Origin of the sequence: Tannerella sp., assembly GCF_052170195.1 — a bacterium.
Classification (GTDB): domain Bacteria; phylum Bacteroidota; class Bacteroidia; order Bacteroidales; family Tannerellaceae; genus Tannerella.
This window is the reverse complement of the sequence record NZ_JBQNAZ010000008.1, coordinates 1-16,853: the sequence shown is the minus strand read 5'-3', so window position 1 is coordinate 16,853 and position 16,853 is coordinate 1. Positions and strand designations below refer to the sequence as shown.

At 47.4% G+C, this 16,853-nt stretch carries 14 protein-coding genes and 2 pseudogenes; 10 read left to right on the top strand and 6 right to left on the bottom strand.

Going from position 1 to position 16,853, the window contains the following annotated elements; genetic code table 11:
* Positions 1-66 precede the first annotated feature (66 nt).
* The 5 genes from ACTTKA_RS03810 to dapA all read left to right on the top strand — a co-directional run bounded on the left by ACTTKA_RS03810 (position 67) and on the right by dapA (position 6,739).
* Positions 67-234 (top strand): hypothetical protein, encoded by a 168-nt coding sequence (locus ACTTKA_RS03810; RefSeq protein ID WP_442724033.1) that lies wholly within the window; start codon positions 67-69, stop codon positions 232-234.
* A 224-nt stretch (positions 235-458) separates the two neighbouring features.
* Complete coding sequence (locus ACTTKA_RS03805; RefSeq protein WP_442724032.1) at positions 459-2,831, top strand: FtsX-like permease family protein; 2,373 nt, start codon at positions 459-461, stop codon at positions 2,829-2,831.
* 453 nt (positions 2,832-3,284) lie between these two features.
* Positions 3,285-5,288, top strand: coding sequence for an NAD-dependent DNA ligase LigA (ligA, locus tag ACTTKA_RS03800; RefSeq protein WP_442724031.1), 2,004 nt, complete (start codon positions 3,285-3,287; stop codon positions 5,286-5,288).
* The gene (locus ACTTKA_RS03795) at positions 5,285-5,815 is read left to right on the top strand and encodes a DUF6913 domain-containing protein (protein WP_442724030.1); all 531 of its coding nucleotides are present in this window, start codon (positions 5,285-5,287) and stop codon (positions 5,813-5,815) included. The genes ligA and ACTTKA_RS03795 overlap by 4 nt, the downstream gene beginning before the upstream one ends.
* A 30-nt stretch (positions 5,816-5,845) precedes the next feature.
* The gene (gene dapA, locus ACTTKA_RS03790) at positions 5,846-6,739 is read left to right on the top strand and encodes a 4-hydroxy-tetrahydrodipicolinate synthase (protein WP_442724029.1); all 894 of its coding nucleotides are present in this window, start codon (positions 5,846-5,848) and stop codon (positions 6,737-6,739) included.
* An 86-nt stretch (positions 6,740-6,825) separates the two neighbouring features.
* On the opposite strand, the gene rhaD is transcribed toward dapA, so the two are convergent.
* The 5 genes from rhaD to ACTTKA_RS03765 all read right to left on the bottom strand — a co-directional run bounded on the left by rhaD (position 6,826) and on the right by ACTTKA_RS03765 (position 11,961).
* Positions 6,826-7,635: a rhamnulose-1-phosphate aldolase gene (gene rhaD / locus ACTTKA_RS03785; RefSeq protein WP_442724028.1), complete on the bottom strand. Its 810-nt coding sequence runs from the start codon at positions 7,633-7,635 to the stop codon at positions 6,826-6,828.
* A gap of 23 nt (positions 7,636-7,658) precedes the next feature.
* Positions 7,659-8,669 (bottom strand): L-rhamnose/proton symporter RhaT, encoded by a 1,011-nt coding sequence (locus ACTTKA_RS03780; RefSeq protein WP_014223684.1) that lies wholly within the window; start codon positions 8,667-8,669, stop codon positions 7,659-7,661.
* Between the two features lie 24 nt (positions 8,670-8,693).
* Positions 8,694-9,950, bottom strand: a complete 1,257-nt coding sequence (locus tag ACTTKA_RS03775) for an L-rhamnose isomerase (protein WP_442724027.1) — start codon at positions 9,948-9,950, stop codon at positions 8,694-8,696.
* Positions 9,951-9,991: 41 nt separating this feature from the next.
* Complete coding sequence (locus ACTTKA_RS03770; protein WP_442724071.1) at positions 9,992-11,425, bottom strand: rhamnulokinase; 1,434 nt, start codon at positions 11,423-11,425, stop codon at positions 9,992-9,994.
* Between the two features lie 80 nt (positions 11,426-11,505).
* Positions 11,506-11,961 carry a hypothetical protein gene (locus ACTTKA_RS03765; protein WP_442724026.1) on the bottom strand — a complete coding sequence of 152 codons (456 nt, stop codon included), beginning with the start codon at positions 11,959-11,961 and terminating at the stop codon, positions 11,506-11,508.
* 39 nt (positions 11,962-12,000) lie between these two features.
* Between ACTTKA_RS03765 and ACTTKA_RS03760 the strand changes: the two genes are divergently transcribed.
* From ACTTKA_RS03760 to ACTTKA_RS03740, 5 genes and pseudogenes are all read left to right on the top strand, one after another.
* Entirely contained in the window at positions 12,001-12,690 is a 690-nt protein-coding gene (locus ACTTKA_RS03760) for a hypothetical protein (RefSeq protein WP_442724025.1), read from the top strand.
* A gap of 14 nt (positions 12,691-12,704) precedes the next feature.
* Complete coding sequence (locus ACTTKA_RS03755) at positions 12,705-13,118, top strand: hypothetical protein (RefSeq protein ID WP_442724024.1); 414 nt, start codon at positions 12,705-12,707, stop codon at positions 13,116-13,118.
* A 465-nt stretch (positions 13,119-13,583) separates the two neighbouring features.
* Entirely contained in the window at positions 13,584-14,054 is a 471-nt protein-coding gene (locus ACTTKA_RS03750) for a hypothetical protein (RefSeq protein ID WP_442724023.1), read from the top strand.
* Between the two features lie 28 nt (positions 14,055-14,082).
* Positions 14,083-15,903: pseudogene (locus ACTTKA_RS03745) on the top strand (M4 family metallopeptidase); the annotation flags it as partial.
* 369 nt (positions 15,904-16,272) lie between these two features.
* Positions 16,273-16,536, top strand: a pseudogene (locus ACTTKA_RS03740) (T9SS type A sorting domain-containing protein); the annotation flags it as partial.
* A gap of 5 nt (positions 16,537-16,541) precedes the next feature.
* Here ACTTKA_RS03740 and ACTTKA_RS03735 read toward each other — a convergent pair.
* On the bottom strand, positions 16,542-16,853 hold a 312-nt coding region (locus ACTTKA_RS03735; RefSeq protein ID WP_442724022.1), incomplete at its 5' end, for a hypothetical protein.

The following is a 16,853-nucleotide window of genomic DNA, read 5'->3' as shown; positions in this document are numbered from 1 at the left end:
TAGACGGGCGACCCTCAGTGTTCGCCCTTCATAACGCCGACATGAACATTCCCCCTTCAAAGGGGAATGCAGAAGCGAAGCGCGTTGGGGAAACAGGCGAACGCAGAGGCGTTCGTCCTTGGGCCTCGGGCGGTGAGCCGACGGAGCAGCGAGCAGGACGAAAGAAAATCAGGCTGTCCGAAGCGAAGCAAGTTACCTGATTTTCCGGCCTGTAAGCGTCGCGAAGGCGTGTGAAGCGCACGAAGCCTTGACCTTTGGGTTACTTTTGGGTCAAGCCAAAAGTGACAGAAAAATTATATCAGGCTTTCAGCCCTGCCGGTAGGAGATTCTTCGCTCACGCTCTGAATGACAAAAAACGGTGTCCCGAACGCAGAGGTACATCCCCCAGCCCCCCCTTCAAAGGGGGAATGCAGAGCAGACCGCTGACTACTGACCGCTAACAAATAAAAGAAACAGAAATGAAAACGATTTACAGAAATCTATTGAGTGTGATTCGCCGTTTTAAAATGGCGACGTTGTTAAACGTGGCGGGGTTGTCGGTCGCCTTCGCCGCGTTTATGGTGATTATGATGCAGGTCGATTATGAGCGTAGCTTCGACCGCTGTCATCCGGGAGCCGAGCGTGTGTTTCGTGTCGATTTGTCTGGGCCGGATCTGTTCTCAACCATTTTGCCACGCGGATTTATTGAAGAAGTGCTGAAATCGTCGCCGCATATCGAAGCCGGTACGTTGCTCAATCCGTTTATTGGAGAGGTGTATTTCACGGTTACGACGAATGGGGAGAAACATGGTTTTCGTGAAGTCGTGCAGACGTGTCACCCGGAAATCGTTCAGACATTCGGTTTTCCGATTATCGAAGGAAGCCCGACATGTTTGCATCAGCCGGACAAAGTGATCATTCCCGAAAGCATGGCACGACGCCTGTTCGGTCACGAGTCGGCCATCGGTAAGGTTTTGCATGCCGAGGCCGGCATTTGGAGCAAAAGCAGAGAAGGAACGAAGGAGTCGCCTGATTTAACGGTCGGCGCCGTTTACCGTGATTTCCCCGGTAACACTCAGTTACGCAACGCGATTTATACGGCTATCGACAATGACTTTATGAAAACGAATTTCGGAGCGAGCAATTTTATCTGTTATCTTCGGCTTGATGATGTGGCTTCGGCCAACGATGTGGCACAGACATTTAACAGTCATTTCGATTTTGCGAATATCGACCGGCCGAATGAATCGATTAAACTTGTTCCGCTTACGGATATTTATTATTTGAACGAAGGCGGCGATGGCCGTATCTTCCGTAGCGGCAATGCCGACGTGACACGCATCCTTTTTGCTATTGCCTTACTTATTTTGATTGTGGCGGCAGTCAATTATACCAACTTTAGCACAGCCATGACACCTGTGAGGATGAAAAGCATCAATACGCAGAAGGTGCTTGGCAGCTCGACGGCGATGCTGCGTCTGTCGCTTTTGGCAGAAGCGGTCATCATTTGTCTGCTTTCATGGGCTGTTGCCATTCTGATTGTTGCGGGCTTGACCGACGGCATGATGCTCTCGTTCATTGACGCTGATACCGCTCCTTTACACAATATATCGCTCATCGGGCTGACGGGCGCCGTTGCTCTGCTAACGGGGATTGCCGCCGGACTGTATCCGTCGTTCTACATGACCTCTTTTCCGCCCGCTATGGTGCTCAAAGGGAGCTTCGGACTTTCACCCAAAGGCCGGCAGTTACGTACGGCGCTCGTTGGCTTTCAGTTTGTGATCTCGATGGGGCTGATTATTGCCGCCGGATTTATTCAGCTTCAAAATCATTTTTTGCGAACGTATTCTACCGGCTTTGACAAAGAACAGATTGCCGTTGTTGAGTTAGGGCAGAGCATATTGCAACATAGCGATGAATATATTAATCGTCTGAAGAGATTTGCAGGTATCGAAGAAGTGGCTTTCTCTTCCGAAAAAGTAGGTGCTCAGGACGAGTACGCCATGCATGGCACCGTATACAAGGGAGAAGAATTCTCGTATTTTATGATTATGGTATCATCCGGCTTCCTGCGCACCATGGGTATTTCCGTAGAAGAAGGACGTGATTTCTCGGAATCGGACTTGCAAGGTGAACGACCTGTTTTCATCTTTAACGACTACGCCAAACAACGTTTAGATATGGAATTGGGGTTATTTAAGTATTGGGCGGATTATACCGGCGAAATTATCGGGTTTGCCGAGAACGTGCAAATCACCTCGCTTCGCCACGAGAATCAGATCCTTTGTCTGGCAATGACAAATAGGCGGCCTTTACCGGTTTCGTATATTCGCCTGAAAGCGGGAACAGACATCCGTGCCGCAGTAGAGCATATTCGCAAAACTATCGCAGAACTCGATCCGTCGTATCCGGTCAATATCGAATTTTACGACACTATTCTCGATCAACTTTATCGGAAAGAGACGAGCCTGCGCAGTATGATTACCTTGTTCGGTTTATTGGCCGTTATTTTATCGCTTGTCGGTGTCTTCGGTTTGATAGTGTTCGACAGCGAGTATCGGAAGAAAGAAATCGGCATCCGCAAAGTATTCGGTTCGACGACACAACAGATTCTGGTGATGTTCAACAAGACCTATCTGAAGATCGTCGTCGTTTGTTTTGTCTTTGCCGCCCCTGCGGCGTATTACGCGGTAGTGAAGTGGCTCGAAAACTTTGCCTACAAGACCCCGCTTTACTGGTGGGTGTTCGCCCTGTCGTTCGCAGTAGTGGCCTTCGTGACGTTCGCCACAGTGACCTTTCAAAACTGGCGTGCGGCGAATGCCAATCCGGTGAAAAGCCTGAGAAGTGAATAGTTAAAAGTGAATAATGAAAAAAGTAGTAAAGCAGTTAATGTAGACGGGTGACCCTCTGTGTTCGTCCGTCATAACACCGATATGAACATCCCTCCTACCCCCTTCAAAGGAGAAATGCGAAGCTGATCGCTGAATGCTGTAAAAGCCCTGAAAGGGCATGTTAATTCAGCCCGATGCGAAGCGAAGCAATGCGAAGCGTTGGTGAAAAAGCAATACCCCTTCGGAGGGCCAGTAGGCCTGATATAAAGTGTTGACTTTTTCATCGCTCTCCGAAAAAGTTATTCTCTAAACAAAGAGTATCTCTTTTATCGGACGACCACTATGATTAAAATTCTGCGTTCAAAGCAGGGTTAAACCCTTATTGAATATCTTTGCGTTGATTTTTATCTATTCGTATATAAAAATCTCGGCTTTTTTATGTAAGTTTGCAACTTGGTATCGTTTACGGAGTTCATGAACGGGATAGAAGATAAAATAAAGTCGTTAAGGGAAGAACTGGAACAGCACAATTACAGGTATTACGTGCTTTCCATGCCGACGATTTCCGACAGACAGTACGATGAAATGATGAAGGAGTTGCAGCTGCTCGAAGAGCAGCATCCCGAATTTTTCGATCCCCATTCGCCGACCCAACGTGTGGGAAGCGATTTATCGAAAGAATTTGAACAGGTCACCCATCGCTATCCGATGCTCTCGTTGGGAAATACCTACTCGAGAGAAGAAGTCCGGGATTTTTATGAACGGACAGCCAGAGCGCTCAACGAACCTTTCGAGATTGTCGCCGAACTGAAATACGACGGTACTTCCATCTCGCTGATTTACGAAGACGGACGATTGATGCAAGCTGTTACCCGCGGCGACGGAATACGTGGTGACGACGTGACAGCCAATGTAAAAACCGTCCGATCAATCCCGCTGAAACTGCGTGGAGAAGATTATCCCAAACGTTTTGAGATGCGCGGAGAAATCGTACTTCCGTGGACGGAATTCGAGCGACTGAACAAAGAACGCGAGGCGCAGGAAGAGCCGTTGTTTGCTAATCCGCGTAATGCAGCCTCCGGCACGTTGAAACAGCAAAACCCTCAAATTGTAGCAGCCCGAAGGCTCGATGCGTATCTTTATTATATGCTCGGGGAGGAATTACCCGCCGACGAGCATTATGAAAATCTGCAAAAGGCGCGTACATGGGGCTTCAAAGTATCCGAAGTAATTCGTGTCTGCCGTAATCTGCAGGACATAAGCGATTATATTGCCTATTGGGACGTGGAACGAAAAAACTTGCCGGTTGCGACAGACGGAATCGTATTAAAAGTCAATTCGCTGAAACAACAACGTTTCCTCGGGCATACGGCCAAGAGCCCTCGCTGGGCTATCTCGTATAAATTTCAGGCCGAGCGTGCCGAAACACGCCTAACGTCCGTTTCCTATCAGGTGGGACGGACAGGTGTCGTCACTCCGGTTGCCAACTTGGAGCCTGTTCAGTTGGCCGGAACGGTCGTCAAGCGAGCATCGCTGCATAACGCCGATATCATTGCCGGACTCGATTTGCATATCGGCGACCGCGTATATGTCGAGAAGGGCGGAGAGATTATTCCGAAGATCGTTGGGGTAAATACGGAAGCACGTCCGATGCTGATGGGCGATAAGGTCACTTTCATCCACCACTGTCCGGAGTGCTGGACAGCCTTGATGCGCCCCGAAGGAGAAGCGGCACATTATTGCCCGAATGAGCGAACCTGTCCGCCTCAGGTAAAAGGAAAGATCGAGCATTTCGTAACGCGCAAAGCGATGAACATCAATATGGGGCCTGAGACGGTCGAAGATTTGTATCATGCCGGTTATGTGCGTAACGTGGCCGATCTGTACACCCTTCGCACCGTCGATCTGTTACGCCTCGAACGTTGGGCGGAAAAGAGCGCACAAAACCTGATGGACAGTCTCGAAGCCTCGAAACAGGTACCTTTCGAGCGGGTGCTGTACGGTCTGGGGATTCGTTATGTAGGAGAAACTGTCGCCAAACGATTAGCGTATGCATACGGTAACATGGAACATCTGGAGCAGGCTTCGCTCGAATCACTCGTGCAAACGGACGAAATCGGCGAACGAATTGCGCAGAGCGTGATCGATTTCTTCGCCGACGAACGCAATCGAAACATGATCGGCCGACTGAAGGGATACGGTTTGCAGATGGCTTTGCGGGAAGATGTGCTGGCCGCGCGATCGGAGAAATTGAAAGGGCTGGTATTTGTCATCAGCGGTACGTTTACTCGTCATTCGCGCGATGAATATAAAGCCATGATTGAGCAAAACGGCGGAAAAAATACGGGTTCTATTTCCGGAAAAACCGACTACCTTCTTGCCGGAGCCAATATGGGGCCGGCCAAGTTGGCCAAAGCCGAAAAAATGGGAATTAAAATTATCAATGAAGAGGAATTCTTAAACATATTAGCGGAATGATTCTGACAAGACACTTTTTATACAAGAAAATCAAATCACTGGCACAAAAGGCTCTGACACGGGCGCATTGCTACCGTTCACTCGACGATGTGCGGTATATTCTTTTAATGTGTGAAGCAAGAGACTGGAAAGCGGTAGAACCTTGCGTCGAAACACTCAAGGCCATGAAAAAAACCGTGCATGTCTGTGTTTATACGCGGAAAGATGAGGAGACGCCGATATGGGATTATGCTTACTTGCTCGTAGAAGAAGGGAAAGATATCAATATTTGGAGTTTTCCCGATAAAAATTTATGCAAACAGTTGAACGGTCTGTCGGTGGATATGTTGGTCGACCTGACGAGCAACGAGGCGCCGATCATGCGTTATCTGATGCTGCAACATCCCTCGTCTTTTAAGGTAGGAGCCAAGCGATCTTCCGAAGCCAATATGTACGATATGTCTATCGTCATGAAAGACGGCGTGTATGACATTCCTTTTCTGTTCGGACAGATACTGATCTATCTACAGGCCATCCGTTCGAGATAAACGGGAAGAACCGGATATTATTATTTATTTATGGCTACAACCGACTTAAGCGGGATGGGCGTTGCCCTGATCACACCTTTCAGACAGGACGGAAGCATCGACTACGAGGCTTTGCTCAGATTAGTCGAGTTTCAGATACAGAGCGGTACGGATTATTTGGTCGTGCTGGGAACGACGGCAGAGACTCCGACACTGACGGAAGAAGAGAAAGCGCTAATCGTACGGAAAGTCGTGACACAAGTGCGGCGTCGCATACCGATTGTGTTGGGTGTCGGCGGGAACTGCACACAAGTGTTAGTCGACACGTTAAAGCACGGTGATTTTCAGGGTATCGATGCTATCTTGTCCGTAGTTCCCTACTACAATAAACCTTCGCAAGAAGGACTTTTTCGGCACTACGAGGCTGTGGCCGAAGCGACCTCACTGCCGGTAGTGCTGTATAACGTACCCGGACGCACAGGAGCGAATATGACGGCGGAAACGACCCTCCGGCTCGCTTCTACTTTTAAGAATATCATAGCAATCAAGGAGGCTTCGGGAAACATCAAACAAATGGATGATATCATCAAGCATAAACCGGCTGATTTCCAAGTCATCTCAGGAGATGATGGTATCACATTTCCCCTCATCGCTTTAGGAGCGATTGGAGTTATTTCGGTAATCGGAAACGCTTTCCCTAAAGAATTCGGTCGTATGGTACGGCTTGCGCTCGAAGGCGACTATACGAATGCCCGTGTCATCCACTCGCGTTTTATGGAACTGTTCGAGCTACTCTTCGTCGACGGCAATCCGGCCGGTGTAAAGAGCATGCTGAACATGATGGGCTTTATTGAGAACAAACTGCGTTTACCGCTCGTGCCGACACGCATCACGACGTATGAGAAGATGCGTGACGTGCTGCATCGGCTGCATATCCAATGCTGAAACAGCGCGTCATCCGCGGAATAATCATGTGCGTCCCTCTTCCGGAAAAGAAACGCACAAATTATTCGCGGGTATCGTAGAAAAATTCACTTGGGCAAATGAAACGCTCGCGTCATCTCGGCCATTTGCTCGTCACTCATCCCCTCCGGCTCATAGCCCATGCACTTGCTGTTGATGTAAATCTGTGCCGACTTACTGAGCGTATCGACCATATCGAATGCCTCCATAATATCGGTACTTACCGACACGACGCCATGCTTTTCCCACATCACCACGTCATAGTCATCCAGTTCTTTGAGCGTCGCCTCCGCCAAGTTGATGGATGACGGCATCTCGTAAGGGATGATGCCCAGTCCGCGCGGACAGAAAGCTTTCGTTTCCGGGATCATCGACCACAAAAGGCGACTGAGCACATCTTTCTGAAGGAACTTTTTGCTGTGCGACATCGCAATCAACTCAATCGGATGGGTGTGCAACACAGCCTTGTACCCATTTCCCGAAGCGATAAATTTATTGTGCATGGAGAGATGTGACGGCAACTCCGACGTCGGTTTTACCGGATGGTCGGCAATGATCACATACCCCGAACAATCGTCCGTAATCCGGATAACGGAACCGTTCTCCATCGGCCATCGTGCCAGATCACGCATGCGTTTGTTCGTCCCTTTGCAGTAGAAATAACTGCCTTTGAGGTGAGGTAAAGTCAGTCCGATAGGAATCGTCTCGCTCAAAGCCGGCAGTTGACGGATCTCGTCGTCCACCCATTCGGTAATGTTGAGGGTAATATTTCCTCCGTTCCGTTCGGCCCAGCCTTTTTGCCAAAGGTATCCGGCCACTTCGGCCACTTGGCTAACTTCCCGCGTCAGCAAAGGCCGATTGTCTAAAATCGATTTCATCTTTATGATGTTTTAATTTGTTTTTATTTCAATAGTTCAGGCAAGAAAGAAGAGAAAACAAGCAGCAGCAGTCCGGCAATCAGCACGGCAATCGTTTGTTTCGAACAACCTTTCCATTCCTTCAAGAGGATGCCCCATACGTTCGAAAAGGTCACGTTGAGCGCCATCAGGATACACCATGAAAAGGTGAGTAATACCGGCGACGCAGACAAAAAGCCTTTGCCAAGACTCAGTCCGAAGAATTGGCTATACCACAAGACACCCGCCAAAGCGCAAAAAAAGAGGTTGTTAACGTAAAGACCTGTTTGACCGTAATCGCTCCATGTACGGTTCTTTGCATGCTGATAAAAGCAATAGGCCGCATTCGTCACGAAGCCGCCTAAGGTAACCATCAGGGTGGCCGGTAAGGTCTTGTAAATATCGGCGGTCTGCGTAAAGCACAACGGTTCGCCAAAACCAAGGCCGATACTGAAACAGGCGCTCATAAAACCTGCCGACAACGCCACCATGATACCACGTGTGAAATGAAAATCTTTCACTGACTCCTTCTTCTCTTCTTCGCTGAGAGTCGCCGACTTGAGACTGCCGGCATAACCGATGACCGCTATGCCGGCCAGTGTCACAGCCACACCCGCGATGACCGGCATTGTCAAATCCCCCGGTCGACCGGTGAAGAGAGGAGTAAGAATGGTACCGAGACCGGCACACGTACCTAAGGCGATCGACTGCCCGAGGGCTATGCCGAGATAACGCATCGACAAGCCGAACGTCAATCCTCCGATGCCCCAGAGTATCCCGAAGAAGATGGTCCACAGTGTGGCTCCCGGATTCGCTGCATAGACCTCAACGAGACGATGTCCTTCGGGTACGGCCAACAAGGCGCCAAGTAACGGAAAGATAAGCCAGGCAAAAAATCCCTGCACGAGCCAGAACGACTCCCACGACCATGCTTTCACTTTCCTGATCGGGACGTACGAGCTCGATTGCCCGAAACTCCCTGCGGCGATAATCAGTAGTCCGGTAAGTATTTCCATCTTTTTGATTGCTGCCTCCGAAAATTATTTCCGTTTACTCGTTACTGTTTTCTCGTATTGCTCCACTTCGGTGATGTAATCTTCGCCTGCGGGCACTTCCTGTTGGAGGCAGAACATATCCCATACTGCGTTCCACGGCATGCTTTTCTGTTCTTCCTGCAAAGCCAGCCGTTGAAACAGCAGGTCTTTCTCTTCATACTGCCGGAGCTTTTTCTGCGGCTCGAGCAGAGCTAACAGGAACGCTTTCTGTGTGGCGCGCGTCCCGATAACATAAGCACCGATACGATTCATCGTAGCATCGAAATAGTCGAGACCGACATGTACCCGTTTTAAAGCGTCGCAACGGACAATCTCGCGGGCAAGGTCTTGCAGATCATCGTTAAGGATAACAACATGATCGCTGTCCCAACGTACCGGGCGACTGACATGCAACATAATCTCCGGCGTAAACAGCAGCATCGACGATATTTTATCGGCAATGCTTTCGGTAAGATGAAAATGACCGGTATCCAGCGTCACGATCTTTTTGTTTTTTACGCCGTAACCAAGGTAAAAATCATATGAACCTACCGTATAACTCTCTAACCCTATACCGAACAACTTTGCTTCGATACAGTCTTTCATGTGTTTATATTTCACCGCGAAAATCTCATCCAGCGACTGTTCGAGGAGCTTCCGGTATTTGAGCCGGTTAACGGGTACTTCCTTGCTACCGTCGTGTATCCAGAGGTTCATGATGCAGGGGTCGCCCTGATATTTTCCCATCGCTTCGCTGATCTGTCGGCATCGTTTCGTATGTTCGATCCAAAAATCGCGAATGCCTTTGTCGGGGTTGGCGAGGGTCAGATTTCCGCTTTTGGGATGCGAGAATGACGTCGAGTTGAAATCGAGTTTCAGATGATTCTCCCGAGCCCATTCCATCCAGCTTTGGAAATGCCTCGGTTCTACCTGATCACGATCTGTAAGCTCGCCGCCGAAGTCTCCGTAAATCTCGTGCAGGTTCAGCCGGTGTCTTCCGGGAATGAGCGACATCGCTTTGACCAGATCGGCACGCAGTTCGTCAATGTTGCGCGCCCGACCGGGATAATTACCCGTGACCTGAATTCCTCCCGTGAGGCTGCTTCCCAGATTCTCGAATCCATGTACATCGTCGGCTTGCCAGCAGTGCAACGAAATCGACAGTTGTCCTATTTGCGACAAGGCTTTATCCGTATCGACACCGATCGCCGCATAACGTTCTTTTGCGATCTCATACGATTTCTTGATTATCTTTTCTTCCATAATATTATGATATGTTTGTTCGTTGTACAATATAGCATTTTTTATCGTGTTGTTCCTTCGGGAAGATACGTTTTTACGGCAAACGCTTGTGCGATGATCCGGCGCATCTCCCAGCGGTCGCTTACGAGTCCGGCCGCTTTGGCCTGCATCATGCAGTTACCGATGGCTGTCGCTTCGGACGGGCCGGCTACGACGGGGATGCCCAGCGTGCGAGCCGTCAACCGGTTCATCAGGTCGTTCTGCGATCCTCCCCCGATGATATGTAGTTTTTCGATCGGGAATGGAGCCATTTCCGAAAGTTTCTCCGTTACTTCGGCATAACGATGCGCGAGACTTTCGAAGATACAACGGATATATTCGGCATCGGTCGAAGGGGGTGTCATCCCTTTTTCGCGGCAAAGAGCTGCGATCGTTTGAGGCATACTCGACGGGTTGGCCAGACGCGGATCGTCGGGAGAGATGATGGCATGCGCCTTGCCGACGCGCTCCGCCATATCGACCATTTGCGGATACGTATAGGTGCGACCTTCCTTCTCCCATTCCTTGCGGCATTGTTCGAGCAGCCACATGCCGGTGATGTTCTTCAAAAAGCACGTCGTCCCCTCTACTCCCCCCTCGTTCGTGAAGTTATGCTCGAACGATTCTTTCGTCACGATCGGCGCCGATGTCTCGATGCCCATCAGACTCCAGGTACCGCTGCTCAGATACGCAAAATGCGGGTTCTCCGCCGGGACGGCAAGGATGGCCGATGCCGTATCATGTCCGGCAACCGTTACGACTGGCACTTTCCCGATACCCGTTTCCTCGGCGAGCGCATCAGTGAGCGCACCGACCGTAGTGCCGGGATCGACGAGCGGATGAAGCAGCGACGGCGAAAGGCCTATGGCTGTCAGCAGTGACGGTTCGAAACGCCGTGTCGCAGGATTCAGCAGTTGCGATGTCGATGCTTCGGTATATTCGCAGACTTGTTTACCGGTCAGCATATAGATTAACAGATCGGGCATGAATAATATTTTGTCGGCCTGTGCAAGAGGAGAGAATGCTTCGGCTTTGGCACGAAACAGTTGGAAAAGACTGTTGAAATTCATCACCTGAATCCCTGTCATGCCATACACTTTATCGCGCGGAACAAGTTGAAAGAACTCATCCGGCGCCGCATCGGTGTAAGGGTCACGGTAGGCGCGCGGCAGCCCGAGTATCGTACCGTCGCGACCGATATAGCCGAAATCTACGCCCCACGTATCGATACCGATCGACGTGAGCCGGATTCCCTGACGGGCGCACTCACGCAGTCCGTCCTTCAACGACTCGTACAAACTGAAAATATTCCAATAATATTTGCCATGGAGCTCCATGATGGCGTTTGGGAAGCGTGTCAGCTCCCTGATCTCAAATTTGTCGCCTTCTAACATGCCGAGCATCGACCGTCCGCTGGTAGCGCCCAGATCGAATGCCAGAAAATAATGTTTATTCATGTTCATGATCTCCGAATTTTTCGGACAAAAATAGGTATATTTTTCCGATGATAAACAATTTCGTTCATCCAATATGTATTTTATCTGCGATCTATGACGGGCAACTGAAACTGTACACCCAACGTAAACCCTTTAAAAAACTGTTCTCGTCCGAACGGTATGCTGTATCCCGCCGTCACGTTGGCAATCGATAAAAGGCTCAGTCCTGCTTTCGGCTGAACGGAGTAGGGAGTGACGGCGAGGCCGGCCATCACCATCACCGCATGAAAATCGACACCGATTTCGGGAACGAAACGATGCGTACCGTCATGCCTCAGATAATGCACACCGCCGTAAAACGTAACGCTGGCCCAGAAATAATCCCCTACGAGATAGCCTCCCCCCAGAAACGCCGTATTTTTATCCCGGTTATGATTGTATCCCGCACGAAGCGTAAAAGCGTCGACAGGCTTGGAGGGGACTTGCGCATACCCGCTCCATGCACAGAATACGAAGACGAGTAAAAGCCCCGCTTTCTTTTTCTTTTGTCTGATCATACTGAACATTTTTTCGAAAACAAAAATACGGTTTTTTATATGAATCGGCCTTATTCCGCGATTTTAACATTTCGCGGGGCAGCGTTTTCAACCTTTTTTACATCATATACAAAAAAACGTTTGATGATATATCTTTTTACTAACTTTACCAGACAAATAATGGAAGTAATAAACAAGATTTCTCCCCGCCGACAAGCCGATGCGCCTCACAAACCGTACCGGAGGTGCAGTGTAAAAGAAATATCTGGAACGCGGAAACATGTATCAATTTTAAAAAACAAAAAAAACATGAAACAGCAAATTATTTTATGGATAGGTGCCCTGCTTTTACTAACAGCAGGAGCAGGGTGTGAAAAAGAAACACTGCCTCCGAATCAAGCTAAGGGAAAAGTTTTGGGACCCACAGGCCCTTGTCAGGGGTATGCACTTTATATTGAAGTAGAAAACCCCGAAGGTATAGGACTTGAAGGGAAAGAGATTTCCGCCGGAAGCGGAAGAACATGGAATTACCAAAATGCAATTTCAGTGCCTCTTTTTAATCGGATAGGTTTGCCTGTTGAGCTTATGGGAGAGGGCACGTGGTTGCACTTCGAATATCGGGAGCTGACGGAAGAAGAGAAAAACCGAAAGCTTTTTCAACCGGATGAACCGGTGATATGTCCTGCTCTTTTTGGACCACCTCCAGCCAACACTTATATGATAACTAAAATTATTGCACACAAACCATAAAAAATAAATCCATCATGAAAAAGAATATCATTTTATGGATAAGAGCTCTGCTTTTGCTAACAGCAGGAGCGGGGTGCGAGAAAAAAAGTTCCGAGGAAGAAAGTCACATCTCTTGTCCATGCGAATGCGTGGAAAAGAAGATTCCGATTGCAACCCTTAAGAATGAGAGCGCCCGCATCCGATATAAAAAGCTGGACGATAATGTTTCTTTTGTATTAGACAATAAGGAACTTGTACATGGGCATTATCTCATTCTACTCGGATGTGATATGGCTCCCCAAGGATGTGATATTCCTGAAAAATACAAGGAAGATGGCCTCCCCGTTATAATCAGTGGAGAAGTCTTTGATTGTAGCGAATATATTAAGCCGTGGATTAAACGAACCCATGCTTACTTTATTAAATTATCGACTATAAAAAAGAAATGAAAAGTGATGCCCTTCGGGCGTTGAGTTGTTTGATTGTTGGCTGATAGCTGACCACTGTAACAGCCCCGCAGGGGTGCGTTAATTCAGCCCCATGTGTAAGCGAAGCGAAGCGTTGGGGAAAAAGAATACCTACTCCTGCAGAGGGCTGTAAGCCTGATATGAAATATTAATTTATTTAATGGTCGAGATGTTTTGCTTAAACAAACTTGCGTGCTTTGTGTAACTTTACCGCCAGGTTCGCAATAGATTACGTAAAGGACGCAAAAAAAACAGACAAAATATTTGCATATGATTAAAAACTGTTTATATCTTTGCAGTATCTCATAAAAAACACAAGGCTATGGAAATAACAGCCGACACTCCACCTGACAAGCCGATGCGCCTCGCAAACCGCACCGGAGGCGCAGCGTAAAAGAAATATCCGGAACGCGAAAAGCAATTACAAACCTTAAAAAAAAAGAAGATATGAAACAGAAAATTATTTTATGGATAGGTGTCCTGCTTCTGCTGATAGGAGGAGTGGGGTGTGAGAAAGAATTATCGGATACCGAGCTTATGGAACAGCAAATAATCGGTACATGGGAATGGACTGTTTCCTATCAACCGGGATTTTTATGGGAAGTTAAACCTATTCCCGGAGAGAAACGAGAAATAACATTTATCGATGATCGGGTATTAGCTACCCATAACAAGGAAATTATCGACAATAAACCAGTGATTACCGATAATAAAAAAGTGATCTTGGATGGAAGTTATGTCCTCTGTAAAGAAAAAGATAAATTTTATATAACCATAACCCCGAAAGAGGGAGCAGAGGATTTGCAGTACTTAGTTGGTAAACAAGAAATCTCTTTAAATGAAGATGGTAACACTTTAATTTTTTCTTATTATATAGGAAAAGGAGGCTTTAGCACCGTTTACAAAAAAGTAAACTAATCTTTTAACTTTATCAAAATAAAACGATATGAAAAACAAAATTTTATCCGTAATAAGCGTATGGTTTATTGCCTTGCATGTGCTTAATGCCCAGGTTGTTTTGCAAAAACAGACAGAGCGTGACGGAATCGTAACCTCTCTGAGGTTTCGGACAGACACCGTACCTGTTGCCATGGACAAAGCAAAAGAGATACTGAACTCAATAAACAAAATGCAGGCCGCTGATGAATGGCGTTTGGAAAAGTCCAGTGTAGATAAACAAAGGACAAAGCATCAGTATTATCTACAATATTACAAAGGCATCCGGGTTGTCTATGGCACGTATGCTTTGCATGGTAACGGCAGAGAGCAATTGGAATCGGCTATCGGTAATTTCCAAAAAATTGACCAAGTAAATACCACCGCTCAACTATCGGAATCCGAAGCATTGCAGCACGCGATGAAACATATCGGAGCAGAACTGTATAAATGGCAAATTCCGGAAGAAGAACGCTGGATAAAAGAGTCTTTGAACGAAACGTATTATCCCCAAGGAGAGATGGTGATTGTAAAAGATATTCTTCAGGGTAACAATCAATACCGGTTGGCTTATAAATTCGATATCTATGCCCATAAGCCGTTAAGCCGATATATAGTATATGTGGATGCCATCGACGGGAGAATTTTGGATAAGGATTCGAGGATACACCATACCAACAGTCAGGGAACGGCAACAACCCGATACAGCGGTACCAGAAATATTATCACGGATTTGTTTGGTGGAGGTTTTCGCTTGCGTGAAGTGCGGAACGGCGTACGGACTGAAACCTACAATATGAATAATACCGGCACATATTCCCAAACCGATTTTGTTGATAATGATAACAACTGGATTGAACACGACAATGCGAATAGAGACAACGCAGCTCTGGATGCCCATTGGGGAGCCGAAATGACTTACGACTATTTCCGTCAGGTACACGGCAGAAACAGTTACGACAATGGAGGTGCCCCTCTGCTAAGTTATGTAAATGCTAATCTGGTAGCATTAGGCTATCCGAATAACGATAATGCTTTTTGGGATGGGAGCAGGATGACATACGGACGAGGAACGAATTTTGATCCATTTACTACGCTTGATATTTGTGCTCATGAAATTGCTCACGGTGTAACCGGACATACCGCCCGTCTTGCTTATCGCAAAGAGTCGGGCGCTATCAACGAGGCATTAAGCGATATTTGGGCTGCTTGTATTGAAGCCCGATCAGCTCCGGAAAAACAACGCTGGTTGATGGGAGAAGATATTGGAGCCATACGTTCAATGAGGAATCCCAACCAATTCAATGATCCCGACACCTATCTGGGTACGTACTGGATTAATACAAACAATTGTACACCTATATCAGAGAATGATTACTGCGGTGTCCATCGTAATAGCGGAGTAATTAACCATTGGTTCTTTTTGCTTTCAGAAGGAGGAACGGGTACCAATGATATCGGAAACTCTTTTTGGGTGGGGGCTATCGGTATAAACAATGCCGCAAGAATTGTGTATCGGACACAAAGTGTGATTTTGCAATCAAGTGTAGAACAAGAAATTAGTTTTACACAATTTAGAGAGGCCACAATTACTGCCGCTTCCAATATATTTGGGAACAATTCCTACGAAGTTGCACAAGTCACCAATGCTTGGTATGCTGTTGGAGTTGGAGATAGATATCAATATCGCCTCTCCGGCCCTTCGGCTATCTGTAATCAAGCCACCTATACGATAGAAAACCTGCCGGCGGGAGCAACGGTGCAATGGACAACCAGTTCCAATATAATTATTTTAAGTGGTCAAGGTAGTTCATCGGTGAGAGTATCAAAATCTACGAACGGGAATTACGAATCCGGAAATATCAGCGCATCTCTTTCTTTAAACAATAATAATATAGGAACAGCAAGTAAATACATTGACTATGTTGGGGCGCCTGTTGTAGAATCTATATCCGGACCTTCTTATTTACGTGTAGGAAGTACAGGGTCATATACGGCAGAACCTTCCATTGTGGGAAATGGTATTCAATATCGCTGGTATGTAAATCCATCCGGTGCATCTTCGAGCCCGTGGAATAATACTAATTCGATTACGTTTTATAATGAAGGAACGTATAATGTATCATGTCAGATTATCAGTCCTTATGGTTACGGTTCAGCAGCTAATATGCTTGTTACGGTTGTGAGAGGCAGGGAAAATTTCTTCACCCTCTCGCCCAACCCGGCAACGGACGAAGTAATCTTGCAGTTGATGGAGACGGATGAGGTCAGCGGATTAAGCGTGCTCTCGACCGACAGAAGCGCTTACGAAATCCAGCTCTGGAGCGGTATGACGATGCTGCGCTCGTTCCGGACGAATGAGCCGACATTCCAAATCCCGATGGCCGGACTGCCGGCAGGATTGTACTTCGTGCGCGTCGTCAAAGACGGACAGACGTATACGCAGAAGTTGATTAAGAAGTGATGCCCTTAGGGCGTTGAGGTGTTGAGTTGTTTGATTGTTGGCTGATAGCTGACCACTGTAACAGCCCCGCAGGGGCACGTTAATTCAGCCCAATGTGTAGCGAAGCGAAGCGTTGGGGAAAAAGAATACCCACTTCTGCAGAGGGCTGTAAGCCTGATATAAAATGTTGATTCGTTTAATGGTCGAGATGTTTTGCTTAAACAAACTTGCATGCTTTGCGTAATTTTACCACCAAGTTCGCAATAGATTACGTAAAAAACGCAAAAAAACAGACAAAATATTTGCATCTGATCAAAAAAATATTTATACCTTTCCTC